The 25,462-nt window shown below is 73.2% G+C and carries 29 protein-coding genes; 8 read left to right on the forward strand and 21 right to left on the reverse strand.

What is annotated here, in order from left to right:
* Nucleotides 1-75: 75 nt before the first annotated feature.
* Entirely contained in the window at nt 76-1,038 is a 963-nt protein-coding gene (locus EFE23_RS13760) for a hypothetical protein (RefSeq protein ID WP_123241314.1), read from the reverse strand.
* Between the two features lie 205 nt (nt 1,039-1,243).
* Between EFE23_RS13760 and EFE23_RS13765 the strand changes: the two genes are divergently transcribed.
* The gene (locus EFE23_RS13765; protein ID WP_123241315.1) at nt 1,244-1,597 is read left to right on the forward strand and encodes a nitroreductase/quinone reductase family protein; all 354 of its coding nucleotides are present in this window, start codon (nt 1,244-1,246) and stop codon (nt 1,595-1,597) included.
* A 36-nt stretch (nt 1,598-1,633) separates the two neighbouring features.
* Here the strand turns inward: EFE23_RS13765 and EFE23_RS13770 are convergent, their stop codons facing one another.
* The 8 genes from EFE23_RS13770 to EFE23_RS13805 all read right to left on the reverse strand — a co-directional run bounded on the left by EFE23_RS13770 (nt 1,634) and on the right by EFE23_RS13805 (nt 9,192).
* Nucleotides 1,634-3,886 (reverse strand): FtsX-like permease family protein, encoded by a 2,253-nt coding sequence (locus EFE23_RS13770; RefSeq protein WP_123241316.1) that lies wholly within the window; start codon nt 3,884-3,886, stop codon nt 1,634-1,636.
* Nucleotides 3,883-4,554: an ABC transporter ATP-binding protein gene (locus EFE23_RS13775; protein WP_123241317.1), complete on the reverse strand. Its 672-nt coding sequence runs from the start codon at nt 4,552-4,554 to the stop codon at nt 3,883-3,885. The genes EFE23_RS13770 and EFE23_RS13775 overlap by 4 nt, the downstream gene beginning before the upstream one ends.
* A complete protein-coding gene (locus EFE23_RS13780) occupies nt 4,551-5,075 on the reverse strand; it encodes a PadR family transcriptional regulator (protein ID WP_123241318.1) in 525 nt (174 codons plus the stop codon). The genes EFE23_RS13775 and EFE23_RS13780 overlap by 4 nt, the downstream gene beginning before the upstream one ends.
* Before the next feature lie 51 nt (nt 5,076-5,126).
* Nucleotides 5,127-5,954: a PPOX class F420-dependent oxidoreductase gene (locus EFE23_RS13785; protein WP_199737067.1), complete on the reverse strand. Its 828-nt coding sequence runs from the start codon at nt 5,952-5,954 to the stop codon at nt 5,127-5,129.
* Between the two features lie 43 nt (nt 5,955-5,997).
* On the reverse strand, nt 5,998-6,741 hold the full coding sequence (locus tag EFE23_RS13790; protein WP_123241320.1) for an MBL fold metallo-hydrolase: 744 nt from the start codon (nt 6,739-6,741) through the stop codon (nt 5,998-6,000).
* An 88-nt stretch (nt 6,742-6,829) separates the two neighbouring features.
* Nucleotides 6,830-7,201 carry a YciI family protein gene (locus tag EFE23_RS13795; protein WP_123241321.1) on the reverse strand — a complete coding sequence of 124 codons (372 nt, stop codon included), beginning with the start codon at nt 7,199-7,201 and terminating at the stop codon, nt 6,830-6,832.
* Between the two features lies 1 nt (nt 7,202).
* On the reverse strand, nt 7,203-7,865 hold the full coding sequence (locus EFE23_RS13800) for a DUF998 domain-containing protein (RefSeq protein ID WP_123241322.1): 663 nt from the start codon (nt 7,863-7,865) through the stop codon (nt 7,203-7,205).
* 79 nt (nt 7,866-7,944) lie between these two features.
* Entirely contained in the window at nt 7,945-9,192 is a 1,248-nt protein-coding gene (locus EFE23_RS13805) for an RNA polymerase sigma factor (RefSeq protein WP_123241323.1), read from the reverse strand.
* A 99-nt stretch (nt 9,193-9,291) separates the two neighbouring features.
* Here EFE23_RS13805 and EFE23_RS13810 point away from each other — a divergent pair, with 99 nt between their 5' ends.
* A complete protein-coding gene (locus EFE23_RS13810) occupies nt 9,292-10,059 on the forward strand; it encodes an alpha/beta fold hydrolase (RefSeq protein WP_123241324.1) in 768 nt (255 codons plus the stop codon).
* Between the two features lie 117 nt (nt 10,060-10,176).
* Entirely contained in the window at nt 10,177-10,911 is a 735-nt protein-coding gene (locus EFE23_RS13815; protein WP_123241325.1) for a YqjF family protein, read from the forward strand.
* A gap of 6 nt (nt 10,912-10,917) precedes the next feature.
* On the opposite strand, the gene EFE23_RS28170 is transcribed toward EFE23_RS13815, so the two are convergent.
* The 3 genes from EFE23_RS28170 to EFE23_RS13825 form a co-directional block, all read right to left on the reverse strand.
* Nucleotides 10,918-11,085: a hypothetical protein gene (locus EFE23_RS28170; RefSeq protein ID WP_158675860.1), complete on the reverse strand. Its 168-nt coding sequence runs from the start codon at nt 11,083-11,085 to the stop codon at nt 10,918-10,920.
* Between the two features lie 116 nt (nt 11,086-11,201).
* Nucleotides 11,202-11,576: a membrane protein insertion efficiency factor YidD gene (gene yidD / locus EFE23_RS13820; protein WP_233600975.1), complete on the reverse strand. Its 375-nt coding sequence runs from the start codon at nt 11,574-11,576 to the stop codon at nt 11,202-11,204.
* A gap of 189 nt (nt 11,577-11,765) precedes the next feature.
* Entirely contained in the window at nt 11,766-12,782 is a 1,017-nt protein-coding gene (locus EFE23_RS13825; protein ID WP_123241327.1) for a winged helix-turn-helix domain-containing protein, read from the reverse strand.
* 172 nt (nt 12,783-12,954) lie between these two features.
* Between EFE23_RS13825 and EFE23_RS13830 the strand changes: the two genes are divergently transcribed.
* Nucleotides 12,955-13,815 carry an AraC family transcriptional regulator gene (locus EFE23_RS13830; RefSeq protein WP_123241328.1) on the forward strand — a complete coding sequence of 287 codons (861 nt, stop codon included), beginning with the start codon at nt 12,955-12,957 and terminating at the stop codon, nt 13,813-13,815.
* Between the two features lie 3 nt (nt 13,816-13,818).
* Here EFE23_RS13830 and EFE23_RS13835 read toward each other — a convergent pair whose 3' ends face one another.
* From EFE23_RS13835 to EFE23_RS13855, 5 genes are all read right to left on the reverse strand, one after another.
* On the reverse strand, nt 13,819-14,988 hold the full coding sequence (locus EFE23_RS13835) for a phosphotransferase family protein (protein WP_123241329.1): 1,170 nt from the start codon (nt 14,986-14,988) through the stop codon (nt 13,819-13,821).
* A 97-nt stretch (nt 14,989-15,085) separates the two neighbouring features.
* Nucleotides 15,086-15,277, reverse strand: coding sequence for a hypothetical protein (locus tag EFE23_RS13840; protein WP_123241330.1), 192 nt, complete (start codon nt 15,275-15,277; stop codon nt 15,086-15,088).
* A 189-nt stretch (nt 15,278-15,466) separates the two neighbouring features.
* Nucleotides 15,467-15,739 carry a hypothetical protein gene (locus EFE23_RS13845; RefSeq protein ID WP_123241331.1) on the reverse strand — a complete coding sequence of 91 codons (273 nt, stop codon included), beginning with the start codon at nt 15,737-15,739 and terminating at the stop codon, nt 15,467-15,469.
* A complete protein-coding gene (locus EFE23_RS13850) occupies nt 15,730-16,899 on the reverse strand; it encodes a hypothetical protein (RefSeq protein WP_123241332.1) in 1,170 nt (389 codons plus the stop codon). Before EFE23_RS13850 ends, EFE23_RS13845 begins: the two co-directional genes overlap by 10 nt.
* Before the next feature lie 179 nt (nt 16,900-17,078).
* Nucleotides 17,079-17,717, reverse strand: coding sequence for a flavin reductase family protein (locus tag EFE23_RS13855; protein ID WP_123241333.1), 639 nt, complete (start codon nt 17,715-17,717; stop codon nt 17,079-17,081).
* Between the two features lie 103 nt (nt 17,718-17,820).
* Between EFE23_RS13855 and EFE23_RS13860 the strand changes: the two genes are divergently transcribed.
* The 4 genes from EFE23_RS13860 (at nt 17,821) to EFE23_RS13875 (ending at nt 23,015) form a co-directional block, all read left to right on the forward strand.
* A complete protein-coding gene (locus EFE23_RS13860; protein ID WP_199737068.1) occupies nt 17,821-18,639 on the forward strand; it encodes a class I SAM-dependent methyltransferase in 819 nt (272 codons plus the stop codon).
* Nucleotides 18,636-19,811, forward strand: coding sequence for a hypothetical protein (locus EFE23_RS13865; protein ID WP_123241335.1), 1,176 nt, complete (start codon nt 18,636-18,638; stop codon nt 19,809-19,811). Before EFE23_RS13860 ends, EFE23_RS13865 begins: the two co-directional genes overlap by 4 nt.
* 125 nt (nt 19,812-19,936) lie before the next feature.
* Nucleotides 19,937-21,478, forward strand: a complete 1,542-nt coding sequence (locus EFE23_RS13870) for a gluconokinase (protein ID WP_123241336.1) — start codon at nt 19,937-19,939, stop codon at nt 21,476-21,478.
* Nucleotides 21,479-21,503: 25 nt separating this feature from the next.
* On the forward strand, nt 21,504-23,015 hold the full coding sequence (locus tag EFE23_RS13875; protein ID WP_123241337.1) for a GntT/GntP/DsdX family permease: 1,512 nt from the start codon (nt 21,504-21,506) through the stop codon (nt 23,013-23,015).
* 211 nt (nt 23,016-23,226) lie between these two features.
* On the opposite strand, the gene EFE23_RS13880 is transcribed toward EFE23_RS13875, so the two are convergent.
* From EFE23_RS13880 to EFE23_RS13895, 4 genes are all read right to left on the reverse strand, one after another.
* The gene (locus EFE23_RS13880; RefSeq protein ID WP_123241338.1) at nt 23,227-23,523 is read right to left on the reverse strand and encodes a hypothetical protein; all 297 of its coding nucleotides are present in this window, start codon (nt 23,521-23,523) and stop codon (nt 23,227-23,229) included.
* A 19-nt stretch (nt 23,524-23,542) separates the two neighbouring features.
* A complete protein-coding gene (locus EFE23_RS13885; RefSeq protein WP_123241339.1) occupies nt 23,543-23,827 on the reverse strand; it encodes a putative quinol monooxygenase in 285 nt (94 codons plus the stop codon).
* Between the two features lie 50 nt (nt 23,828-23,877).
* Nucleotides 23,878-24,636, reverse strand: a complete 759-nt coding sequence (locus tag EFE23_RS13890) for a MerR family transcriptional regulator (protein ID WP_123241340.1) — start codon at nt 24,634-24,636, stop codon at nt 23,878-23,880.
* A gap of 156 nt (nt 24,637-24,792) precedes the next feature.
* The gene (locus EFE23_RS13895) at nt 24,793-25,431 is read right to left on the reverse strand and encodes a hypothetical protein (protein ID WP_123241341.1); all 639 of its coding nucleotides are present in this window, start codon (nt 25,429-25,431) and stop codon (nt 24,793-24,795) included.
* Nucleotides 25,432-25,462: the final 31 nt, after the last annotated feature.

Genomic DNA, 25,462 nt, shown 5'->3' on the forward strand with positions numbered 1-25,462 from the left:
GACGTCCGGGGCGCGGAGCGCCCGATGAAGTCCACCCCGTCACCGTGGCGGCAGACGTCGCTACCGGCGGTAATGCTACCGGGGGTGGGCAATCCTTTTCGGACGCCCCTCGGTGTCGAGGCGGGCGGGCGTCCCATTCCGGTGGAACAGCGGGCGGTACAGGGCGGCGGTCAGCGTGACGAACACCAGCGCGAAGAGCCCGAACCCGGCCGCCAGGCCGGCCGACGCGTCGGGGTCGCCGTTGACGAGCATGACTGCGGCCATCGCCGCCACCGAGAGGGCGAGGCAGCTGTAGCCGGTGAGCAGCACGTACGTCGCCCGCCGTGCCCAGCCGGCGTGCCGCAGCAGGCCGAGGCCGGTGGCGACCGCGGCCGGCACGACGACGCCGAGGTCCATCAGCTTGACCAGCCAGAACGGGGTGGGGCTGGAAACGTATTCGGTGAGCTGCGCCGGATCCTGCCAGGCGGTCAGCATCGACCGCAGGTGCAGCCCGAACAGCAGGAAGACCGCCACCGCCAGCAGCGCCACGGCGGCGGCCCGTTCCAGCCGGGGTGACGGCGCCGGCAGCTGGGCGGGTAGGGCACGCCAGCCGAGGACGAGCAGCGCCTCGGCGAGCAGGAAGACGCCGAGCAGCAGGGGAAAGAACCGTTCCACGTTGCCGGGCAGGCGCAGGTACTCCTGGCCGACGATGACCTGGGCGTACGTGTAGAGGGCGTACCCGCCGATGCCGGTGGCCAGCAGCGGCGCCGCCGGGTGGCGGCGCAGGGCGAGCACGGCGGCGGCCAGCGCCAGCGGCGCGACGGCCAGGAGGGCCGCGGTGTCGCTGCCGAGCAACTGGTTGAGGGTGGTGTCGGAGGTGCGGTAGCGCATCAGGTCCAGGGCGAGCGGCCCGAGCAGCGAGGTCGCCGCGATGGCGGCGGCGGTCGCGGCCAGGACGGTGGCCAGCAGTCGCGGATGATCGTGCGCCGGCGGCCGGCCGGCCTCGGGATCGCCGGCGGCCAGGGAGCGGCGGGACCGGGTCGCGGTCTGCGTGGTCATGGCGCCTCCCCAGGTCGGCTGGGCGGACCGGTTCGCTCGGTTCCAGCGTGCGCCGGCGGCTGCCGCCCTGGTCAGGGGAGGACCGCACCCGCCGCCGGGACCTTGGTCCCGTGCCGGTGACAGGTCGCCGAACCGGCGACGTGGGGCTGCGCCGGTTCCTACGCTGGCCGGTGCAGGCACGTCGGGGCATCTGTCGGGAGGCATCGTGGCGAACGCGGTCTGGGACGCGCTGGATGGCGTCAGCGAGGTCGAGATCACCGTGACCGGGCGCAAGACCGGGCGGCAGATCTCGCACCCGGTGTGGTTCGTGCTGGACGAGGACAGCGTGTTCCTGATGCCGGTGACCGGCTCGGACAGCCAGTGGTACAAGAACGTCCGGCAGACCCCGATGATCGAGGTGTCGGCGAACGGCACGGCGTTGAGTTCGAGCGCCACGCCGATCACCGACGCGGATCGGGTCGACCACGTGGTGGGGCTGTTCAAGGCCAAGTACGGCACCGACAAGGTGGAGAACTTGTACCCGAAGCACGACGTCGCGGTCCAGGTCCCGCTGGGGTAGGGAGGGCCGGGCCACCGCCGGCCCTCCCCCGCCGGCTCACTCGTTGCGGGCCGTCTCCGGGCCGGTGATCCGGCGCAGCAGCGGCAGCGTCGAGGCGACGATGCCCAGCGACACCGCCAGTCCGCCGGCGACCATCAGGTAGAACGACGCGGCCGGCGGCAGCAGCGTGTAGTGCAGCTGCGACCGCAGGAACAGGTGCGCGCCCAGGAACCCCATCCCGGTGGCAACCACGGCGACGAGCAGCAGCGGTACGACGGTCTCCAGCGCGACGACCCGGCGCAGGGTGCGCAGTTGCACGCCGGTGAGCCGCAGCATGCTGAACGGGCGTTTGCGGTCGCTGAGCCCGCCGGCCACGCTCACCGCCAGGCTGCAGCCGGCGATCGGCAGGCTGGCCAGCATAACCACGTTGGCCAGTTGCTGGAACTGCCGCAGCAGCCGCGCGGAGTCCGCCTCCCACTCGGCGGTGCTGCTGGGGAACCGTTGCGCCGGGAACGCGTTGATCAGCATGGTGCGGGCCTGTTCGAAGGCGGCGCGGCTGGTGGTGTTGACCACCACCGAGCGGATCGGCTGCCGGTCGACCTGGGCCGGGGGGAGGTCGGCGGCGGGCCAGACGTAGTTGTCGTTGGTCAGGTCCCAGGCGCGCTCGCCGATGAGGTCGTCGGCCACGGACACGACCTGCGCCCCGGCCGGGCAGCTGCCGTACGCGGCCAGGCGGTCCAGCTCGGCGCAGGTGATGACGCCGGGCCACCACGCCCGGTAGGCGGCGTCGCCGGCCGGGGTTCCCCGAATCTCGATCGGGGGTGGGGTGTCGACCGGGTTGGCGTGGACCAGGGTCACGCTGCGTACCCCGGGGATCGTGGCGAGCCCGGCCGGGATCTGGTCGGCGGCCGGCGCGGGGCCGTCCTCGGGCGGGAACCACATCGACAGGGAGGTGGCGGCCACCGAGTCGGTGCGCGGCTCGCCGCGGTTGGCGACGTAGGTGGTGATGACGCCGGTGGCGACGCTGGTGATGAAGAGCGCCACGATCAGGCCGCTCACCGACCGGAACGCCGCCTTGGGGTTGTCGGCGAGGCGCCGCCCGGCGATGAGGGTGGCGGGCCGGCTGGCCCGCCCGGCCAGCAGGCGGGCGCCGAGCATGGTCAGCCACGGCCCGGCCAGCAGCAGCCCGGTCAGGATCAGGACAAACCCCGAGAGGTACGCGGTGAGCTGCCCGTTGGTGGTGGGGGGACGCCGCCCGACGAAGTACGCCAGCTCGGCGACCCCGGCGACCAGGGGGATGAGCCGCCAGGCGCGCGGCGGTTTCGGGGTGACCCGACGGGCCACGCCCAGCGGGGAGATCTGCACCCGGCGCAGCGCCAGCCAGGATGCCACGACGGCGCCGAGCGGGATGCCGGCCGCGACGGCCAGGACGTCGACGGCGGTGAGCGACAGGTCGGTGGTGAAGAACGGGTCGCCGGTGAACGGGATGCCGGCGACGGCGGGGCGGAACGCGAGGAACAGCCCGAACCCGACGAGGGTGCCGGCCGCGGCCGCGAGGGTCGACTCGACCGCGGAGATGCGGGAGATCTGCCGTGGGGTGGCGCCGACCAGCCGCATCGCGGCGAACCGCTGTTCCCGGCGGGTGGCGGCGAGCCGGGTGGCGGTGCCGATGAAGATGAGCACCGGGAAGAGCAGCGCGACCGCGACGATGGACAGCACGAGGGTCATGCCGTCGTGCCGGATTCCGACGTAGCAGCCCCGGCTGCACTGGTCCGGTGCGGTGGTCATGATCTGGGTGACCTTCGTGGCCCCCAGCTGTTCCAGGTCGGCCGGGGTGCGGCCGATGACGATCAGCAGGGAGTCCGGCGACGGCAGCGCCACCCGCCCGATGGTGCCGACCTGATGTCCGGGGAAGCGGTCGGCGAGTTGCGCGGCCGGGGTGGTGCGCAGCAGCTCGCCGAGGGCGGGCGAGACGTAGTACTCGCCGGGGCCGGGCAGGCGCGGGATGCCGGGCGGGACGGGCGCGTCCGGGCCGGACGCCGCGACCTCGACCCGGCCGATCGACTCGCCGTGGTAGTAGTCCTCGCGGATCAGCCACCACATCGGATCGACCGACGGGTCCTTGGTCGCCGGGGCGACGGCGGTGTTGAGCCAGGCGTAGCGCTGGTTCTGCGCGTTGACCGCGTTCATGCCGGCGAGGGTGGTCAGGAGCATGCCGACGCCGAGGGCCACCGCGGCGGCGATGATGACGAGTCGGGTGGCGGCTTCCCGGCCGCCGGCCAGGGCCAGCCGCAGCGCGAACCGGATCACGAGTGCACCAGCGCGTTCACCTTGCCGTCGCGCACGATGACCTGCCGGTCGGCGTACGCGGCGACCCGGGCCTCGTGGGTGACCAGCACGACGGTGGTGCCCTGCTCGCGGGCCGAGGCGACCAGCAGGTCCATGACCTGCTCGCCGGTCAGCGAGTCGAGCGCCCCGGTGGGTTCGTCGGCGAACAGCGCCCCGGGGCGGGCGACCAGGCCGCGGGCCAGCGCGACGCGCTGCGCCTGGCCGCCGGAGAGCTCGCCGGAGCGGCGGCCCTCCAACCCGCCCAGGCCGAGCCGCTCGAACCAGGGTCGGGCCTGGTTGAGCGCGGCGGCCCGCTTGACGCCGCCGAGCAGCAGCGGCAGGGCGACGTTCTCCTCGGCGGTCAACTCCGGCACCAGCTGCCCGAACTGGAACACGAACCCGAACTGGTCGCGGCGCAGGATGCTGCGCTGCTGCTCGCTGAGGGTGTCGATCCGGTGGCCGTCGAAGTGGATCTCGCCGGCGTCGGGCACCAGGATGCCGGCCAGGCAGTGCAGCAGGGTGGACTTGCCGGAGCCGCTGGGGCCCATGATGGCGACGATCTCGCCGGGGGCCACCGAGATGCTGGCGCCGCGCAGCGCGGGGGTCTCGCCGAAGGACAACGCGACGTCGCGCGCCTCGATCGCCTTCATCCCTTCACCACCGTGCGGAGGGCGTCGAGCCGGGCGGCGGTGGTGTCGATCCAGTGCAGGTCGGCCTCGAGGTGGAACAGGCCGTGGTCGGCCAGCATGACGTCGACCAGGTTGCCGCCGCGCTTGATGTCGGTGAGTTCCTTCATCCGGCGCAGGTGGGTGGCGCGCTGCGTGTCGAGGTATTCCTCGGCGGGGCGGTCGAGCATGAGCGCCAGCACGACCTTGGTGAACAGCACGGTCTGCAGGTTGGGCTCGGCCTGCACCGGCTCGGTCAGCCACGACTCGAACTCGGTCGCGCCCCGGTCGGTGATGACGTAGCGCTTGCGCTCGGGGCCGACGCCGGGCTCGATCTCGCCGACGACGATCTTGCCGTCCCGGACGAGCCGGCCGAGGGTCGCGTAGACCTGGCCGAACGGCAGGGACTTGCCGCGGCTGAAGAAGGTGTCGTAGTCGCGCTTCAGGTCGTAGCCGTGGCTGGGCTCGCGTTCGAGCAGGCCGAGCAGGGTCATGGGAACACTCATGGGCACACCATACCCTGAGCGTATACCTCGCGTATATATCCCCGGCGTAGGTCAGTTCGCGGTGCCGCTCGCAGTGGAGGCCCCGGCGACCGGACGGCCGGTCGCGGCCGCCGGGATCAGCTCGAAGTGGACGGTCCGACCGGTCCTGGCCCGCCCGAGCCGGTGCGTCAACGGCACCAGCACCCCGTGCAGCACCGGATGCTTGCGGGCCAGCGCCCGGCCGGCCGCCCGGCACTCGGCGCCGGTCAACCGCCGGGCCACCGCCTCGACCGCCGCCCCGGTCGGCCTCCCCAGACCCGTCGAGGGAGCCAGCGTGACCCGCGGGTTGTTGGCGATCCGCCGGGTCTTCCACGCCTTCTCGAAGCTGCGCACGTACGCCCGCTCCCCCGCCACCGCGACGCTCACCGCCGTCGGCACCGCGGTCCCGTCCCGCTTGAAGGTCGTCAGCACCACGGTCTTCTGCCGCACCAGCGGCGCCCACGCTGGCGCCGGGGCGGGGTCGACGTGGCCGACCACCCAGCCGAGCTGCCGCAGCCGGGCCACCAGCCCGACCAGCGCCAGCACGGCCGACAACCCGACCAGCCACGTCTGGGCCGGGCTGCCGCCCAGCTCCGCGTCGACCACGTGCGACACCGTGTGCGCCACCGCGCCGACGAGGTAGCCGGCCAGCGCCACCGCGGGGCCGTCGGCCCAGATCAGCGCCAGCAGCAGGGTCGCCCCGATGCCGAACTGGAACGCCCCCACGTCGTGCACGAAGTGCACCTGCGGCGGGAAGGCCACCGCCGAGGCGAACGAATCCGGCCCGGTCAACGCCCACACCCCGACCACCAGCGACGCCACGCCGAGCAGCGCGACCACCACCCGCACCATGCTTCTCATGCCCGGATGACGGGCCACCGTCCCGGCGTGTGACCGTTGGTTGCTAGTGCAGGTCGATCACCAGGCCGGCGGTGGCGACCTCCACCTCGCCGCCGTACCCGTCGACGGCGGCGGCGCGGGCCGCCGCGTGGTCCGTGCCGGGCCGCAGGTGGGTCAGCAGCAGGCGTCCGGCGCCGGCCCCGGCGGCCTGCCGGCCCGCCTGGCGGGCGCTCGACTGGTGGCCCTGCGAGTCCTCCGGCACCCGCGTCACGTAGGTGGCCTCCGCCACCAGCAGGTCGGCGTCGCGGGCCAACTCCACCACATCGGGACTCGGTCCGGTGTCCCCGGTGTACGCGAGGACCCGGCCGCCGGCGGCCAGCCGGATCCCGGCGTTCGGCAGGTAGTGCGGCAGCAGGCGGGTCTGCGCCCGGAACGGGCCGATGTCGAGCGGATCGCCGGCGGTGAACTCGTGCGGCACGTAGGCGGCCTCCAGCATCCCGGGGCGGTCCAGCGCCAGCACCGCGTCCAGCGCGCCGGGCAGCGCGTACACCGGCAGCGACGGCGGCGGGTCGTCGCGCAGGGTCCGCGCCCGCAGCAGCGGATTCAGGTCGGCGCAGTGGTCGGGATGCCCGTGACTGATGAACACGGCGTCGACCTGGTCCGCGGTGATGTGCCCCAGCAGCCGCGGCAGCGTCGCGTAGCCGAGGTCGAGCACCAGCCGGAACCCGTCGTGCTCCACCAGGAAGCCGCTGCACGCCTGGCCCGCCTCCGGCCACACCCCGCACCCGCCGAGCACCGTGAGCCGCACCCGACCGACGCTACCGGCGCGCACGTCATGCCCGGGTGGTTTCCGCAGGTCGGGGAGCCGGCCGTGGCCGCCTCCCCGACCGAACGGGTCAGCCCTCGTGCGGGCCCTCGCTGACCCGCCGCACGTCGACCTCCACGTCGATGCCACTCTGGGTGAAGACGTCGACGAACCGCTTGGCCCACTCGACGGCCTCCTCCTTCGACCGCACCTCGATCAGCCCGAACCCGGCGATCAGCTCCTTGGTCTCGGTGAACGGCCCGTCGGTGACGGTGGTCCTGCCCTTGGTGGCGGTGATCCGCGCCGACTCGTCGCTGCTCTTGCAGAGCCCCTCGGCGGCGAGCAGGATCCCGGCCCGGGACACCTCCTCCATGTAGGCGCCCATCCGCTTCAGGAACTCCGGGCTCGGCTCGAAGTTGCCGGGCACGGCCTCGTCCAGCTTGTGCATCAGCATGTAGCGCATCTCAGTTGTTCCTCTCGGTGATGGTGTGCAGGGAGACAGCGGTGAGCCAGGCGAAGACGAAGAACGAGCCGACGGCCAGCCGGACGCTGATGCTGCCCTGGTCGGGCCAGGCCATCACGACGACCGTCGCCAGCGCGCTGAGCACCGAGAACACCGCCCAGCCGCGGGCGCCGCGGCGCAGGAAACGGCGGGCGAGGACCAGGCAGGCGACGGTGAGCGACCCGAAGGACAGCATCGCCCCGACCCCGTGGCCGTAGGAGTGCCAGCTCATCGTCTCGGGGTTGCCCTCCGGCGCGCCGGCCGGCCACCCCATGCTCGGGTCGGGGCGCAGCACCCCGGCGATGATCAGGCCGACGCCGAGGACGGCCACCAGCGCCGGCCCCCACGTGCCGGCCGGCCCGCCCCGCAGCGCCCGCCGCAGGCCGGCGGCACCGGCCAGGGCCAGCAGCCCGGATAGTACGAAGTTGCCGATCTGGATCCAGCCGTACCCGCCGAGGGTGAGCAGGCTGAGCGGCTGCCGGCTCAGGTCGAAGCCGTCCCGGAGGAACGCCTGGGCGAGGCCCAGCCCCAGGAACAGCGGCCCGGCGGCGGCCCCGGCGGTGAGCAGGGTGGCGGTCGGGACGACCTCGGTCGTCCCGGCCCGGGTGATCGTCGTACTGGTCATCTCGATCTCCTCGTCAACGGTGTCTCGCTGACGCGTCGATCGGGCCGACCCGGATCCGACATGGGTCCTCAAGATTTTTTCAGGAGCCGCACTCGGCGGCCCGGGCGAGCAGCAGCGCCCGTTCCCGGGCGTTGCCGGTCAGCTCGGCCGCCCGCTCGAACTCGGCCCGCGCCTCATCGTGCCGGCCGAGCTTGAACAGCAGATCACCGAGCACGCTGGGCAGCAGGTGATAGTGCTCGAGGGCCGGTTCGGACGCCAGCTCGCGGGCGAGTTCCAGGCCGGCGGCGGGGCCGTGGGCCTGGGCGACGGCCACCGCCCGGTTCAGCTCGATCACCGGCGAGGGCACCAGCCGCGCGAGGTCCGCGTAGAGGTCGGCGATCCGCGCCCAGTCGGTCTCCTCCGGGGTACGCGCCCGCGCGTGGCAGGCGGCGATCTCGGCCTGCAGGGCGTACGGGCCGGGATGGTCGGTGCGGGCCCGGTCGAGGGCGGCCAGCCCGCGGCGGATGAGCAGCTGGTCCCACCGGCTGCGGTCCTGGTCGTTGAGGAGGATCGGCGCCCCGTCGGGGCCGGTGCGGGCGCGGGTGCGCGACGCCTGGATCTCCAGCAGGGCGGCCAGGCCGTGCACCTCGGGTTCGCCGGGCATCAGGCCCTGCAGCAGCCGGGCCAGGCGCAGCGCCTCCTGGCAGAGGGCGGGGCGCATCCAGTCGTCGCCCGCGGTGGCCGCGTAGCCCTCGTTGAAGATCAGGTAGACGACCTCGAGGACCGAGTCGAGGCGTTCGGCGCGTTCGGCCGGGCCGGGCACCTCGAACGGGACCCTGGCCGTGGCCAGGGTCTGCTTGGCGCGGGTGATCCGCTGCCCGACGGTGGACTCGGAGGTGAGGAAGGCGCGGGCGATCTCGCCGGTGGTGAGGCCGCCCAGCAGCCGCAGGGTGAGCGCGGCCCGGGCGATCGGCGACAGGACCGGGTGGCAGGCCGTGAAGATCAGCCGCAGCAGGTCGTCCTCGATGTGGTCCTCGACGGCGGCGTCGAAGTCGGGGGTGACCTGCTCGTCGAGGTCCCGGCCGAGTTCGGCGAGCGTACGCTGCTGGGTCTGCCGGCGGCGCAGCGCGTCGACGGCGCGGCGCTTGCCGACGGTGACCAGCCACGCCCCCGGGTTGGCCGGCACCCCGTCGCGCGGCCACTGTTCGAGCGCGGCGACGAGGGCGTCCTGGGCGAGTTCCTCGGCCAGGCCGACATCGCGGACGATCCCCGCGATGCCGGCGACGACCCGCCCGGCCTCCATCCGCCACACCGCCTCGACGGTGCGCCGCGCCTCCGCCTCCTGCATGGGGCCATCAGAGCAGCCGGGTCGGACGTTCTCAAGGACCTCTGGACGGCGGTCCGGCGTCCCGGGTCGTTGAACCGGTGGAGCGAGGAGGCGGGATCCGTGTTCGACGGCTTCGAGGTGTTCGACATCCCCACCACGGACAGCACGGTCCACGGGCGTCGTGGTGGGAACGGGCCGCCGGTGCTGCTGCTGCACGGCATGCCGGAGACCCACCTCATGTGGCACCGGGTCGCCCCGCGCCTGGCGGAACGGTTCACCGTGGTCGCCACCGACCTGCGCGGCTTCGGCGACAGCGGCACCCCACCCAGCACGCCGGACCACGCCCCGTACAGCATGCGGCGGGTGGCCGAGGAGCAGGTGGAGGTCATGCGGCTGCTGGGGTACGACTCGTTCGCGGTGGTCGGGCACGACCGGGGCGGGCGGTGCGCGTACCGGATGGCGCTGGACCGTCCCGAGACGGTGACCCGCCTGGCGGTGCTGGACATCGTGCCCACCGGCGACGCGTTCGGCCGCGCCGACATGGCCTTCTGCCTGGGGTTCTGGCTGTGGTCGTTCCTCGCCGCGCCGGAGCCCGTGCCGGAGCGGCTGCTCGGGCCGGCGCCGGAGGTCATCGTCGACCACATGCTCGACGGGTTGTCGGAGGTGCCGGACAGCTTCCCGGCACCGATCCGCGCGGAGTACGTGGCGAAGCTCAGCCCGCCGGAGACGATTCACGCGATCTGTGAGCAGTACCGGGCGGCGGCGACGCTGGACTACCAGCAGGACGAGGCCGACCAGGTCGACGGGGGGCCGATCGCCGGCGGGCACTTCCTGCCGGAGGAGGCGCCCGACGAGACGCTCCGCCATCTGCTGCCGTTCCTCGCGTGACAGCCGTGCATCGCCCGGCTCCCCGGCGAGCCGCTCTGTCGTGGCCGACAGGTGGGACCGCCGCCACGGCTGCCGGTGAGCTGTCACAGGGACCTCGCTTCCGGGCAGGATGGACCGGTGGACATCGAGCCGGTCGACGCCGCACCCACGCGCACCTTCCCGTGGGCGACGCTGCGGCAACGCTGGCAGGACCTGACCTTCCTGCACTGGGCGGTCGCGCCGGAGGTCGTCGCGCCGCTGCTGCCCACCGGCACCCGCCCGGACGTCCTCGACGGGGTCAGCTACGTCGGCCTGATCGGCTTCCGGATGGTCGGGCTCGGCCTCGGCCGGGGGCCGGGCGTGCCGTACCTCGGCACCTTCTGGGAAACCAACGTCCGGCTCTACTCCGTCGACGGCACCGGCCGGCGGGCGGTGGTGTTCCGCTCGCTCGACGCGTCCCGGCTGGTGCCGGTGCTGGTGGCGCAGCTGAGCCTGCGGCTGCCGTACAAATGGTCGGCGATGCGGCTGGACCGCGACGGCGACCGGCTCACCTACCGCTGCCGGCGCCGCTGGCCCGGCCCGGCCGGCGCCACCAGCCGGATGGCGGTCCGGGTCGGCGAACCGATCGCCGACCCGACGCCGCTGGAGCACTTCCTCACCGCCCGCTGGGGCCTGCACACCCGGGCGTACGGTCGCACGCTGCACCTGCCGAACTGGCATCCACAGTGGCCGTTGCACCGGGCCGAGCTGCTGCACCTGGACGATGAACTCGTTGCCGCCGCCGGGCTGCCGCCGATGCCGGGACCGCCGGTGAGCGTGCTGCACTCCCCCGGCGTCCCGGTCGTGTTCGGCGGGCCGGTCGCCCTGAGCTGACGCCCGTCAGCGGCGGCCGGGCCGGCGCGACGCGACCGGGCCGGAGCGGCGCCGCAGCTCCCGGATCGCCTGCCTCAGCTCGAACTCGATGCGGGCGGCCTCGTACGCCGCCTCGGCGTCCGGCCCGACCATGCGGTGCTCACGCAGCTGCCCCCCGGCGGCCTGCTCGGCCATGCCCTCGCCTCCCCCGTCGCGGCGACCTCTCCGCCGCCAGATCGTTGTCTGCCCAACGACGCACCCGGCACCCAGTCACTGTGATCGCCGTCACAGGACCGTCGAGGCGGCCCAGGTCAGCGCAACGGGTCGTGGGTGCCGCGCGGCACGTGCGGCTTGCAGCGGCGTACCCGCTCGGCGGCCAGCCGCCCGCCCACCGCGAGGCCGTACCTCTCCACCGCGGCCAGCCCGTAGGCGCTGCAGGTCGGGGTGTAGCGGCACCGACCCGGCCAGCGGTGCGACAGCCACCGCCGGTAGCCGAGGATGGCGGCCCGGCCGGCCCGGTCCACGCCCGGCGCCCGTACCGCGCCCGCCGCGACCGAGCCGAGAGTGAGCAGGAACGAGAAGAGGCCGAAGTCGCAGCAGTCCGGGCCGTCGCAGTCGCAGCCGTCGCAGTCGCACCAGTCCATGTGCTTCTTCTTGTGGTGCCGCTTCCGCTTCAGGTTGATCACAACGCCATGGTGCGACGCGCCAGCCGCCCGCTGCTTCCAGGATCCGATCCGTGCCGTACGAGATGGAGACGTACCTGTCGTATGCGCTGGCCCGGGTCGTCTCGCTCGACGAACTGCCCGGCCTGTACGTTTCGGAGCGGGAACCCGTCTTCGCCTACGGCACGGACGGCGAGCCCACTGTCGGCTCGGTCATGCTGCCTGCTCCCGTGCGGATCGTGGGCGCCGGTCGCGCAACACCCGCCGCAGCTGACGCATTGCCTCGTCGGTGTCCGGTCCGGGCGCGCGGGCGACGTCCCAGAGGATCTGCAGAGCGTCTGCCAACGGAAGACCGCCCGGTGGCTCTTCGGCGGCAGGGCTCGGCCAGACACCAGGATCTTTGGGCACGATCAGCTCCACCGTTGCGTCCTCTTCGTGAGCGGGTGTGAGGCCGACCGGAGCCAGGTCGGCACCGGTCCGGGCGTAGACGATGGCACGGCGCGGGCTTCGCCACGGCGCGATGATGTCGGCTGCCACATCTCCGGAGATCACGGTTTGTTGCTGACCGTCGCGGGTCAGCAGACCGACGATCGACTGTGCCTGCCGCACGGGTGGGTCCAAGCCGTACCAGAGGGTCCTCAGGCCATGTGGCCCCGGGTACGAGCGCAGCCACCAATCGAAGGCGGCATCGATGTCAGTGACGTCCCAACCGGTCGATGCGCGAGAGACGATTCCCTCGTCGGACAGCGCGGCGAGCGCCTGCGACACGCGGGGCTGGGACAGGCCGGTGGCCTCGGCCAACTGCTGCTGCCCGGCCCATGGTCGCTCCACCAGCCGTCGCAGCAGGGTGAAGGTGCCCCACGGCACGCGACCCGGCCGGGCAGGCGGGGACGGGAGGCCGGCGTTCTGCGGGCCGACGGCCACCCGGTGACCTGCCAGTCGAAGGCTGCCGGTGACCCGTTTCCCGTCGTCGATCAGCCAGGACCAGCCGGCCGCCTCGACTGCCGCTCGGACGGCGGAAGTCGCCGATGGCACGATGAGCAGAATCGGCTCCCGGTACCGATCCCTCAGCTTGGCGACGTGGCTCGGGTTCAGCGTGGTCGCGGGGTGGACCACTCGTAGTACGTCACGATGAGGCCCGGTGCGCAGCTCGGCGTGATCGGCGTCGAGCGGGCTCACCATGACCCCGGCGTCGATCAGCGCGCCCCACGTCGCAGCCGGCATAAGCATTATCGAACCTCCTCGCGTAATACTTATAACACGAGTTCGCGGCAAAGATCCTCAAGATTGGCCGGACACCTGCGGATCCTGGCGGGACCCGACCGGATCGGAGCCGTCGAGGTCGGGCCGCCCAGCCTGCGGATGCCTAGCGTCGATGGCGGAAACCAGGAAGGAGCATCGGGTGTTGGAACGGCTCAACCAGGCCATGGACCACCTCGAACGCCACCTCGACCAGCCGCTCGACGTCGCCGGGCTGGCGCGGATCGCCTGCGTGTCGGAGCACCACTTCCGGCGGCTCTTCTCGGCGTTGGCCGGGATGCCGCTGTCGGAGTACGTGCGCCGCCGCCGGCTGACCGTCGCCGGGGCCGAGGTGCTGTCCGGGGAGGCGTCGCTGCTGGAGGTGGCGGTCCGCTGGGGGTACGGCTCGAACGAGGCGTTCGCCCGGGCGTTCCGCGCGGTGCACGGCGTCGGCCCGCAGGAGGCCCGGCGTACGGGGGCGGCCCTGCGCGCCCAGCCCCGGATGTCCTTCCGGCTCGTCGTCGAAGGGAGCGCCAGCATGGAGTACCGGATCGTGGCGAAGGAGGCGTTCCGCCTGGCCGGGCGGAAGGCGCGGGTGCCGCTGGTCCACGAGGGGATGAACCCGCACATCGTGGCGTTCATCAAGGGCCTGGAGCCGGAGACCGTACGCCGGATCGAGGCGCTGTCGGACCAGGAGCCGCGCGGGCTCGTCAACGTCAGTGACGACCTGGCCGGCTCCCGGGCGGAGGGCACCGAGCTGGACTACTGGCACGGGGTGGTGACCGGCGCGGACGTGCCGGCGGACCTGGACAGCCTGCCGGTGGCGGCGGGCGAGTGGGCGGTGTTCCACAGCTCGGGGCCGTTCCCGCAGGCGTTGCAGCACCTGTGGCGGGACGTGTTCACCCAGTGGTTCCCGTCCAACCCGTACGAGAGCCGGCCGGGGCCGGAGATCTCGCAGGTGCGGGTGGCCGCCGACGGGCGGACCGCCGACGCGCAGCTGTGGATCCCGGTGCGCAAGGTGTGACGGTCAGGCCAGGGCGGCGGCCCGCTTGAGGCAGGCGGGCACGTCGCCCAGGTGGTACGGGCGCTCGCTCGGCTCGATGCCGGCGAGGAACATCGCGTACACGGCGGCCAGCCGCAGCGGCGCGACCGGGCGGAGCAGCTCGACGGCCCGGTGCGGGTCGCTGCCGGGCACGTCGGCCCGCCAGCGGGCGGCCCAGGCGTCCAGCAGCGGCCCGGCGGTCGGCGCGTCGAGGGTCTCGGTGAGGCGCAGGATGTCGAAGGCGGGGTGCCCGACGAACGCGTCGCCCCAGTCGATGATCGTCGCCCGCCGGCCGTCGCCGCGCACGTTGCCGGGGTGCAGGTCGCCGTGGACCAGGGTGTCGGGCAGCCCGCAGTCGCGTACCCGGTCGAGCCGGTCGTCGAGGCCGGCGAGCAGGTCGGCCGCCACGGCCGTGTCGTGCGGGGCCAGCCGGTCGCGGATCCACCGGGACAGGGCCGGTCCACGCAGATCGGGTACGCCGGCGGCAACCAGCCGTTCGGTGTCCGCGACGGCCCGGCGCTGCACGGTGTGGTGGGCGGCGGTGATGGCGGCCCGTTCGGCCGGGTCGGCGGCGTAGCGGTCCTCGCCGGGCACATGGTCGAGCAGGATCCGGCCGGTGTCGTCGGCGGCGAGCAGCGCCGGCACGAGGTCCGGCACGACGGTGGCGAGCCGGCGCAGCACGGCGGCCTCGTGCCGGAAGAACGCGGGCACCTGCTTGAGCCAGGCGCTGCCGTCCGGGCCGTCGAGCCGCCAGATCGCCGACAGGTTCCAGGTGCGGTGCTGGGCGACGGCGGTCACCGGGCGCCCGTGCCGGGCCAGCTCGGCGGTGGCCCAGGCGACGCTGGCGGCCGGGCCGCCGGGCTCGGCCCAGGCGGCGCGCAGCGGGTGCGGCGCGAGGTCCACCGTGACCGGTGCCAGGGGTACGGCCGGGGCGGCGGCCACCTCGGCCAGGTAGGTGAGGCTGCCGCCGGGCGGTTCGGGGCGGTCGGCGGCGAGCAGCCGCAGCACGGCCACGTCGACGCCGTACCGGTGGCGGGCCTCGTCGACGATCGCGCCGACCTGCTGCCACCAGGGCTCCGGCACGTCGTACGGGGGCAGCGCGCCGAGCGGGCGGCCGGTGGGGTCGACCAGGACGAGGGTCACGGTGCGGGACACGGGCGGACCATAGTGCGGGGCGCCCGTGCGGTGCACCGGGTTTACGGGGACGGGGCGTGGCCGGGCGCGGTCAGGCAGCCGCGCCCGGCCACCTCACTCACCTCAGGGCGGCGGCGAACCGCCGGCCGTCGAACTCGCGCACGTAAACGCGCACAACCGCGCCGACCTCGGCCCGCGCGCCGCGCACGAGCCCGGGCACGCCTGCCGGAGTCTCGACGAGCACGCCGAACGGCAGAACCTTGGTCACGGTTGCGGCGACGACGTCGCCCGCTCGCATCGGGGTGGTCATGACTCACCCCCTTTCCACTTCCGGGGTGATCCCAGGGCGGGGGCGGTGCGGGTCGCGGTCCTCCTCAGGTGTCGTGCGACCGGCGCAACGCCGGGATCCACCCGGACATCACGCCGGAGACCGTAGCACCGAATCGGACCCGACCTCCGTCGGCGCCGGGCTGTTTTCGCTCCGGACGGCCGCCGTCGGTCAGGCGACGTAGAGCGAGCGGCGGGTGCCCCCGTGGTCGGCGCACGGGCCGCCCGGCAGGCCGGTGCGGCTGAGCAGGTCGTCCGCGCACTGCACCACGTACCCCTTGCCGTCCCAGAAGTTCGTGGCGCAGGCGAACCAGTCGCAGACGTCCGGGGCGGGGTCGTAGACGAGGTCGCCCCCGCAGTAGTTGTAGCCGTACGGGTTGGCCGGCGCGCCGCAGCGAGGACGGCACGCTGACCGTCCCCGACTTCGGCTGAGCGTCAGGTCCACACCGTCCGGCGGAAGCCCCGGTGGCCGGCGCAGGAGTCGCGCTGCCCGCCGGTCAGGCTGACCGTGCCGTCGCGGCACTGCACCAGCCAGCCGCGGCCGGACCAGAACCCGGGTACGCAGTCGAACCAGTCGCACACCCCGTCGGCCGGCCGGCGGATGCGGGAGCCGCCGCAGAAGTCGTACCCGTAGGGGTTGACCGGGGCGCCGCACCGCCGCTCGCCGGCCGGCTGCGGCGGGGCCTGGCGGGACGGCGGATCCGCCGGGCCGGTGCGGCTGCGGTGCGCCTTCGGGGCGGTGGTCTGGTCGATCCGCACCACCGGGGCGAGCGGCGGGGCCGCGGGCGGGGTGGTCGCCGCCGGGGTGGCGGCGGAGGCGATCTCCGAACCGGGACGCACCGGCGGGTCGGACTCGAAGAGCATCGCCGGCACGATCAGCGCGAGGGCCGCGCCGGCCGCGATCGTCCGCCGGCCCCCGGGCACCCGCGCGGACAGCCGGGCTTGGGCGGGCGTGCGGATCGCGGGCCGGACCGGCCGGGCGGCGGTGTGCTCCTCGATCAGCTCGTCGAGCTGGGCGATCACCGCCGCCCGCTGCTCGATCGCGTCGGCGAAGGCCAGGGTGAGCTTGAACCGGAAGTCGCCGACCGCGCCGGTGGGCAGCAGCAGCCCGGAGGTGCGCCGCCGGTCCAGGACCTGGATCAGCGTCACCGGCGCGCCCGGGTCGTGGGAAAGCCCGGTCATCCGGCCGTACGCCCAGTCGCGGCGGCCCCGCCCGCCGAGCAGGACCAACCGGCGGTTGGTGAGCACGGCCAGCCCGGCGTCGGTGACCTTGACCCCGTCGGGGCGGCGCGGGCGTACCGCCGGCGGGTCGGGGTCGACGATCAGGTCGGGGGCGGGCAGCACGGCGGTGTGCCGTACCTCGACCAACTGCGCGGCGGGCAGGGTCCAGAAGACCACCTCGCCGGGGGACAGCTCCATCGGCAGTCCCGCGCCCGCGTCGGCCGTGCCGTGGAAGGACCCCGCGAGTGTACGCAGCCGGCGCAGTTCCTCGTCGCGTCGTCGCCACGCCTCGTCGGCCGCGCGGAAGGACCGCTGCCGCCGCTCGTTCTGCCGGCGCGCCCACCGGTAGCGCCATGTGGAACCCGTCGAATCAGTCTTCGTCACGCCGACTCCTTCGCCGCGCGAGCCCACCAATCGGGGTGTCATTCACATCAACTAGGAAGCAAGCTCCTCAAGATACGCGAATGTCACCAATCTGACCGATCGGCTGATTGACCCGCACGATAGGCGGAGTCCGGCGCGTCGATTTCGGAGGTCCCCGGGTGGTGGCCACGGCCGGGGTCCTACCACCCGGCGCCCGCCATCCCGGGCACCGGCGTCTCCGATCGGAACGTGTGCCCGAGCTCGGGGCCGAGGCCGAAGTAGTGCCGGAAGTTGTAGATCAGCGGGCGCCACGCGGTGGGGGCGACGTGGTCCGTACCGGGCACGACGACGGCGGGATCGGCGTGTACGCGGAGCACGTGCGCCTCGACGATCAGGAAGTCGCCGCCCAGGTCGGGGTTGATCCGCGCGGCCCGCGCCTCCAGTTGAAGTGGGCACTCCGCGACCCGCTGCGGTCGTACCAGCTCGGCCGACTCCGGACGCAGCCCGGCGGCGGCGAACTTCGCCGGCTCGTACCGGAACGCGCCCCGCTTGTGCTCCGGAACGGGGTCGCGGCCGGTGAGCGGGGCGAGCCGCTCCACCGCCGGCCACTGCTCCGCGCTCGGCAGGTTGATCACGAGGTCCGGCCGCGCGCGCAGGTTACGGGCGGTCTGCCCCTCCGAGCCGAGGCCGAGCACCACGACCTGGCCGAGCGCCCACGCCGACGACATGGGCGCGAGGTTGCTCGTCCCATCCTCATTCTCGGTGCTCAACAGCACCACCGGCGTACCGAAGTAGAGGATCTTGGGCTGGATGGTCAGGTGATCGTTCGTCGGGATCATGCCGGGACGGTACGGGCGGGACCGTTCGGCGCCCGGCGAACCGTCTCCGGGCCGAGCCGCCGCGGGCCTCCGTCCCATTGCCGGATCATGGTTCTATGTGGACGTGCGCAACGACGTCGGACTGACCGCCTACCTGGTGAACGAATCACGAGCGCGACGGGAGGATCTCGCGGCCGATCCGCTGGCCCGGGAGTGGATCTCCGACGAGGACCGCGGCGCGGTCCGGGACCTGTGGGACGAGTTCGCCGGATCGGTGTACCCCCACGACGACCTCGTCGTGTCACTGCGTGGCCGGGTCATCCTGGACACCCTGACCCGGGCCTTGCAGCAGCGCGGCGACACGGTGCTGGTGGTGTGCGGCGCCGGCTTCTCCTCGTACCCGTGGCTGCTGCCGTTCGCCGCGGCGATGGAGGTCGACCTGCCCGACATCGTGGCGGCCAAGCGGCGACGGGCAGCCGAGCTGCGGGCGGCCGGGATACTCGATCAACGGGAGGTCGAGCACGTCGCGGCGGATCTCAACGACGCGGCGGAACGTCACCGGCTCCTGGACCGGATCCGGCGGTTCGCCGTCGGACGGCCCATCGCGTACGTGGCCGAGGGGCTGGTCTTCTACCTTCCCGACGAGCACGCCCGGGCGGTCGTCGGCCTGGGGGCCGCGGCGCAGCCGCAGACCGTGACGATGGTCAGCTACTGGCCGCTCGCCGCGGCGGACCATCCGGTGCTGGCCGCGCAACGACGGTGGTTCCGGAAGCGGTCGGTGCCCGAGGACGCCAGCTACCTGACCACGGACGATCTCGCGGCGGCCGTCGGCGCCCCGGTGCGGAACCACAGCACCGAGGACCTTCAGCGCCGGTACCTCGGTGAGGTTGTCGTACCGGAGACCGGGCTGATCCCGGAGCACATGGCGGTGGCCGGGATATGAGCGACGTACTGCACGTCCAGACCAGGGCCTATCCCCTGCACTACGCCTCGGTCGACCGCACCGTGGGCACGGTGGTGGTGCCGGGACATGGCGAGATCCACCCCGTCCCGGGAATGCTCGGTTCGGTGGCGTACAACGCCGAGGAGACCGTCGACGTCGATTTCACGGACCTCGCCCGGGCCGCGGTCAGCCTGCCCGACGTCACGATCGTCGGCTGCCGGATCCGGATCCTCGCCGCCGGCGCCATCCTCGTGACGTACGCCCTGCGACACCCGACGGACCTTCGCAAGCTCGACGTGCACGCCCTGGTCGCGCTGGACGCGACGATCAACCGCAAGCTCCGGGAGGCCGACCGGGCCCTGCTGCGGGACGTACTGGCCGCCGCGCAGCGGTCCGGACTCCTCCGGCAGGTGATGGTGCCGCCGGGCGGCGCCGCCGCCGCCGATTGGACGGAGGTCGACCCCCGCGCCGTCCGGTACAACTGCCACTTCATCGCCCGGGATCCCGCCTGGGAGCCGGACGGGCGGGTGCCGGGCCTGGTGCTGGGCCCCCACTGCCAGATCCTGTTGCCCTACACCTACGCCTGGGACGGTGATCCGTCGCCGGACACCATCGACGACATCCTGACCATGCTGGAACCGGCCGACATCGCCGTCGCTCAGCAGTCGGTGCTGGTCGGCGCGAGCGTCGGCGGGCTCCGGATCCTGACCGAACTGGCCCGGGCGGCCCCGGGCCGGCTCGAAGGGCCGGAGTTCCGCCGGTTCCTCGACGGCGTCTGGGCCGACTACCACCATCTCGACGCCTACCGGGTGGAGTCGGGCCAGGCGCACCGGGCCACCTACCTCGCGGCCCGCGAGACGATCGGCCTGGACGGTACCCACGAGCGCGCGGAGAAGCTGCTCAGCCACGTGAACGCCTCACTGCTCGCCGAGGCCTCGCTGCGCAGCGAACGGTTGGACCGGCGGCTCAACCGGGTCGCCGCCGCGCTGACCGTGGTCGCGTCCGCGTCGTTCCTGCTCGACATCGCGGCCTTCCTGTTGCCGCAGGTGAGCGGGCAGATGAAGGTGACGATCGTCTCCGGGGTGACCCTCCTGGCCGCCGGTCTGCTGAGCGCGACCATCTCCTGGTCCGGGGACCGGAACGCTGAGCGGGGCCCGGCTCTGCCACGCTGAGCAGCACCCACTGTCGCTTCACCGTGCAGGGGTGACCCACCGTCGGTAACGTCGGCCGCAAGGGCGATCACGTCCGGTCCGCACGCCGTCGCGGGGCGCCGCGGTCCGCACGAGGAGGTGAGCCGGTGGGTGGGACGGCCGTCGTGGTGGGCGTGGACATCGGCACCACCAGCACCAAGGCGGTCGCGTACGACACCGGCGGGCGGCAGCTCGCCGTCCACTCGATCGGCTACCCCCTGGACGAGCCGCACCCCGGCTACGCCGAGCAGGATCCCCAGCTGATCCTCGACGCGGTGGTCGGCTGTATCCGGGCGGTCGTCGCGGAACTCCACGAACCGGTCGCCGGCCTGTCCTTCAGCACCGCCATGCACAGCCTGATCGGGCTGGACGCCGACGGCAAACCGCTCACCCCGTCGGTGACCTGGGCCGACTCCCGGGCCAGCGCCCAGGCCGAGCGGCTGCGCGCCGCACCGTCCGGGCTGGCCCTGCACCGGCGCACCGGCACGCCGGTGCACCCGATGGCCCCGCTGCCCAAGCTGGTCTGGTACGCCGAGCAGGAGCCCAAGCTGCACGAACGCGTCGCGCACTGGGTGAGCATCAAGGACTTCGTGCTGCTGCGGCTGGCCGAGGCGCTGGTCACCGACCATTCGGTCGCCTCGGCCACCGGGCTGATGGACATCCACCGGCTCGCCTGGGACGCCGAGGCGCTGGGCATCGCCGGCATCACCGAGGAGCAGCTGCCGCAGCTCGTGCCGACCACGCACGTGCTGCCCGGGCTGACCGCCGAGGCGGCCCGCGCCACCGGCCTGCCCGCCGACACCCCGCTCGTCGTCGGCGCGGGCGACGGCCCGCTGGCGAACCTGGGGCTCGGCGCGGTGCACCCGGGCGAGGTGGCCTGCTCCGTCGGCACCAGCGGGGCGATGCGGGTGATGGTGGAACGCCCCGGCGTCGACCCCCTCGGCGGCGTCTTCTGCTACGCCCTCACCGAGCACCGCTGGGTGGTCGGCGGGGCGATCAACAACGGCGGCATCGTGCTCCAGTGGGCCGGCGAGGCGCTCACCCCGGAACTCGGCGAGCACGCCGAGGAGGAGCTGCTCGACATGGCCGCCCGCGCGCCCGTCGGCTCCGGCGGGCTGATCATGCTGCCGTACCTGCTCAGCGAGCGCGCCCCACACTGGAGCGCGCTGCCGCGCGGCGCGTACGTGGGGTTGACCCACGGCCACCGGCGGGAGCACCTGGTCCGGGCCGCGCTGGAGGGCGTCTGCCAGCAGCTCGCCCTGGTCCTCGCCTCGGTCAAGGCCGCCGGCAACGAGGTACGCGAGATCCGGGCCAGCGGCGGTTTCGCCCGCAGCCCGCTGTGGCGGCAGATCCTCGCCGACGCGCTCGGCATGCCGGTGCGCTTCCCCGCCGGCCACGAGGGTTCCAGCTTCGGGGCGGCGCTGCTGGGCATGCAGGCGCTCGGCCTGATCGAGTCGATCGACGTCGCCGCCGACCTGGTGAAGATCGACGAGACGGTACGCCCCGACCCGGCCGCCGCCGCCACCTACGCGGCCCTGCTGCCGCTCTTCTCCGAGCTGTACGACGCCCTCGTGCCGACGTTCGCGTCGCTGCGGCGGCTGGCGCCCAGCCTGCCGCCGGAGCCACCACCCACCGCTCCTCCTCAGTGACACTGACCGAAAGGCCGTGATTGCCGTGGTCACCCTGCTCGCCGCACCGGCGGAACCACTCACCGACGCCGGCCACACCCAACTCGTCGTCGCCGCGCTGCTCGGCATCGCCGCGGTGGTGCTGCTCATCGCCTGGGCGAAGGTGCACCCGTTCCTGGCGCTGATCCTCGGCGCGGCGGTGCTCGGCGTGGTCGCCGGCATCACCCCCGACAAGATCGTCACCTCGTTCAGCTCCGGGGTCGGCTCCACCGTCGGCGGCGTGGGCCTGCTCATCGCCCTCGGCGCGATGATCGGCGGCCTGCTCGCCGAGTCCGGCGGCGCGGACAGCATCGTGGAACGCGTGGTCGCCCGGGTCACCGGTGGCGCGCTGCCCTGGGCGATGGCCGGGGTCGCCGCGCTGATCGGCCTCCCGCTCTTCTTCGAGGTCGGCGTGGTGCTGCTGGTGCCGATCGTGCTGCTGGTGTCCCGTCGGGTCGACGTACCGCTGATGAAGATCGGCATCCCGGCGCTGGCCGGTCTCTCCGTGCTGCACGGCCTGGTGCCCCCGCACCCCGGCCCGCTGGTCGCCATCGACGCCCTCGGCGCGAACCTCGGCCAGACCCTCGCCCTGGGTCTGCTGGTGGCCATCCCCACGGTGATCATCTCCGGGCCGGTCTTCGGCAACTTCATCGCCCGGTACGTGCCGGCCACCGCGCCGGAGGCGCTGCTGCCCACCCGCCGGCCCCTGGCCGTCGCCGACGCCAAGCGGCCGACCACGCCGGGCGGCGGCCGGCTCGACGCCGACGGCGACCTGGTCACCGAGGACGACCTGGTCAACCCCGGTGCCGAACGCCCGGGGGCGCCGATCGACGAGGGACAGCGCCCCCGCCGCGCGCCCGCGCTCTGGGCCGCCGTGGTCACCGTCCTGCTGCCGGTGGTGCTGATGCTGCTGCGCGCCATCGGCGAGCTGACCCTCGACGAGGGCACCGCGGGCCGCAAGACGCTGGACATCATCGGCACCCCGATCGTCGCCCTGCTGGCCGGCGTCATCTTCGCGATGGTCTTCCTCGGCTACCGGACCGGGTTCAGCCGTACCCAGGTGTCCGGTTTCCTCGGCGGGTCGCTGCCGGCCATCGCCGGCATCCTGCTCATCGTCGCCGCCGGCGGCGGCTTCAAGCAGGTCCTGGTCGACGCCGGGGTGGGCAACCTGGTCGCGGACGCCGCCAAGGGCGCGAACATCTCGCCGCTGCTGCTGGGCTGGCTGGTCGCGGTCGGCATCCGGATCGCCACCGGCTCGGCCACCGTCGCCACGATCACCGCCGCGGGCATCGTCGCGCCGCTCGCGGCCACCCTGAGCCAGCCGGAGGTGGCGCTGCTGGCGCTGGCGGTCGGCTGCGGGTCGCTGTTCTTCTCACACGTCAACGACGCCGGCTTCTGGCTGGTCAAGGAGTACTTCGGGCTGACCGTCGGGCAGACCATCAAGAGCTGGTCGGTGATGGAGACGATCATCTCCGTGGTCGGCTTCGCCGGGGTGCTCCTGCTCGACCTGATCCTGTGACGACGGCGGACGCCGCGCCCGCCGGTGTGGCTCTCCGCCGAGACCATCCGGTTGTACGAGATGCACGAGTTGCACAATCGGGGTATGAGCGAGCCCGCGGGTTCCCGGCGGGCCGCCCCACGCCCCCACGAGACTACGAACTTGATGACGTGTACGACTCAGGCCGAAATGGCCCGCGACGCGGGTCTCCGCCGGCGAATCGTCTGCGTCATCAAGTTTGTAGGGCCTCACGACCCGTCTGCCGGGTCGGGCTCGTGCGGCACGAAACCGCCGCCGGCCGGGTCTCCGGCGTCGGGACCACGTACCCCCGGCCACCGTCGTCCTCGCAGCAACTGCGGGTCTCGCAGACCGCCCAGAGGTGGGCGATCAGGCCGGCGATTCCCCGGTCGACGCACGCCTCCCGGCCGTGCGCCCGGAGGTGCACCTGGCGGTGTCGGACCGCGACGAGTCCCCCGTTGACCTGCCGGCACGCCGGACAGAGCGGGTACGGCCCGAGCACCACGGTCACGATCGACCCCCGATCCGGGTCAGGGCGCCTCGACGCCGGAGATCCGGAACCGGTGCACCTCGGCGCCGCGGATCGCCGTCGCCTGCTCCTCGCTCGGGCCGGACCCGCGGAAGGCCAGCAACTGCTCGTCGGACTCCCACCGCTCGTACACGTTGATCCGGCCCGGCTCGACCAGGTCGGCGCTGACCGCGAAGTCGACGCAGCCCGGCGCCGAGCGGGCCGCCCGCACGGCCTCGACACACGAGGCCAGGTAGGCGTCCCGCTCGGCGGGGTCGACGTACAGGGTGCCGGCGACGATGATCACGTGACCTCCGGTGGCTGAGCCGTCCGGCCCATCCTGCCAGGCCGCCCCGGTCACGCCCGGCTGATCGCGTTGGCGTGGATCGCCTCGTTCAGGTACGCGGCCAGCCCCGGCCGGATCTTCTCGAAGTACGCCGTGAATCGGGGGTCGGCCACGTACATGTCCGCCAGGCAGGTGTGCATCTCGTACGGGCAGTCGTAGAACCAGCGGGTGATGAGCTGCCGGTGCTCCTCCGCGAGGGCCATCGCCTCCGCGCCGTCGGCCGGCGCGCCCGAGTCGAACAGTGCGCCGATCCGCCGGGCCCAGTCCTCGTTCTCGGCCTTGTTGCGCTGCCAGTCCTCCTTCGAGTAGCGCGCCGTCCGCTCGGCCGACTGCCGGTACGCCTCGGTGCCGCCCCAGCGCCGCTCCGCCTCCTCGGCGTGCTCGTCCGGGTCGAAGTCCCCGAACACCTCGAACCGCTCCTCCGGCGTGAGCTGAATGTCCAATTTTCTCGCCTCCATCGCGAACTCGATCGCCGCGACCATCTCCTGCAGCTTCCCGATCCGCCCGGTGAGCAGTTCGTGCTGCCGCCGCAGGTGCGGCAGCCGGTCCCCGCCCGGGTCGTCGAGGATCTCGGCGATCTCCTCCAACGGGAACCCCAGCTCCCGGTAGGCGCGGATGACCTGCAACCGTTCCAGGTCGGCGTCGTCGTAGCGGCGGTAGCCGGCCGGACTGCGCCCGCTCGGCGACAGCAGCCCGATCTCGTCGTAGTGGTGCAGCGTCCGAACGGTCACCCGGGCCGCCCGGGCCACCTGACCCACCGTGTACGCCATGGTTCCCTCCCTTCCGCGACCAAGGCTCCCGCCTCCCGTTGCGTGAGGGTCAAGCCCGATTGTGCCGCCGGCCCGCCGGGGCGGTACCGGAACGGCGATCGCCCCCGGCCTCCTGAGGGGGTGGGAGGAGACCGGGGGCGATCTGGCGGGAGCGGGTCAGCTGTTCACCGGCTCCTTGGCCTTCTCCGGGGCGGCGAAGGTCTCGCTGGCCGGGGTGCGGAAGGCGTGCCACAGGCCCGCCAGCGACAGCAGCAGGAGCAGCGCCGCACCGAGGTACATGGCCAGGGCACCCTGCTCGGCCTTGCGGCCGAACTCGCTGAAGCCGTACGAGGTGAGCAGCATGCCGCGCAGCGACTCGCCCTTGAACACGGTGTCCCGCTGGGCGCTGACCTGGGCGAGCTGCTTCTGCAGGTCGGGCAGGTTCGCGGCCTTGGCCTGCTCGGCCTGCGCCACCTGCTGCTTCAGCGCCGACTCCGGCCCGCCCAGGTCCGCGTACGTCTTGCCGCCGCTGATCGCCTTGAGGTGCAGGCCGATGAACTCGTTGGCGTAGCACTCGGCCTGCTTGCCGGTGGTGAGCTGCTGGCCGGCGTACTCACGCAGGCACTCCGACTTCTTCTCCTCGTCGGTCAGCGCGTTCGCCGGCTTGAAGCTGATGTGCTGCGCGGCGAGCTGGTCGTGCACGTAGTTGTTGGCGAAGTTCGCGTTCGTGGTGAGGACGATGCCCACGACGAGCAGCAGAACCGCCAGGCCGATGCCGCCGATGCTGAACAGCAGATCCAGCGTCCGTCGCTTCATGTCGAGCTCCTGTGTGGATGGGGGTCTTTGT

The organism is Micromonospora solifontis, assembly GCF_003725545.1.
Taxonomy (GTDB): domain Bacteria; phylum Actinomycetota; class Actinomycetes; order Mycobacteriales; family Micromonosporaceae; genus Micromonospora; species Micromonospora solifontis.

Coding starts and splice junctions, on each gene's coding strand:
- EFE23_RS13865 (WP_123241335.1), top strand. CDS start 18,636: ATGAGCGACGTACTGCACGTCCAGACCAGGGCCTATCCCCTGCACTAC.
- EFE23_RS13795 (WP_123241321.1), bottom strand. CDS start 7,201: ATGCGCTACATGCTGATGCACAAGCTGGACGAGGCCGTGCCCGGCAAC.
- EFE23_RS13775 (WP_123241317.1), bottom strand. CDS start 4,554: ATGAAGGCGATCGAGGCGCGCGACGTCGCGTTGTCCTTCGGCGAGACC.
- EFE23_RS13895 (WP_123241341.1), bottom strand. CDS start 25,431: ATGAAGCGACGGACGCTGGATCTGCTGTTCAGCATCGGCGGCATCGGC.
- EFE23_RS13760 (WP_123241314.1), bottom strand. CDS start 1,038: ATGACCACGCAGACCGCGACCCGGTCCCGCCGCTCCCTGGCCGCCGGC.
- EFE23_RS13785 (WP_199737067.1), bottom strand. CDS start 5,954: ATGAGAAGCATGGTGCGGGTGGTGGTCGCGCTGCTCGGCGTGGCGTCG.
- EFE23_RS13855 (WP_123241333.1), bottom strand. CDS start 17,717: ATGATCCCGACGAACGATCACCTGACCATCCAGCCCAAGATCCTCTAC.
- EFE23_RS13805 (WP_123241323.1), bottom strand. CDS start 9,192: ATGCAGGAGGCGGAGGCGCGGCGCACCGTCGAGGCGGTGTGGCGGATG.
- EFE23_RS13780 (WP_123241318.1), bottom strand. CDS start 5,075: ATGAGTGTTCCCATGACCCTGCTCGGCCTGCTCGAACGCGAGCCCAGC.
- EFE23_RS13840 (WP_123241330.1), bottom strand. CDS start 15,277: ATGACCACCCCGATGCGAGCGGGCGACGTCGTCGCCGCAACCGTGACC.
- EFE23_RS13890 (WP_123241340.1), bottom strand. CDS start 24,636: ATGGCGTACACGGTGGGTCAGGTGGCCCGGGCGGCCCGGGTGACCGTT.
- EFE23_RS13825 (WP_123241327.1), bottom strand. CDS start 12,782: ATGCTTATGCCGGCTGCGACGTGGGGCGCGCTGATCGACGCCGGGGTC.
- EFE23_RS28170 (WP_158675860.1), bottom strand. CDS start 11,085: ATGGCCGAGCAGGCCGCCGGGGGGCAGCTGCGTGAGCACCGCATGGTC.
- EFE23_RS13800 (WP_123241322.1), bottom strand. CDS start 7,865: ATGACCAGTACGACGATCACCCGGGCCGGGACGACCGAGGTCGTCCCG.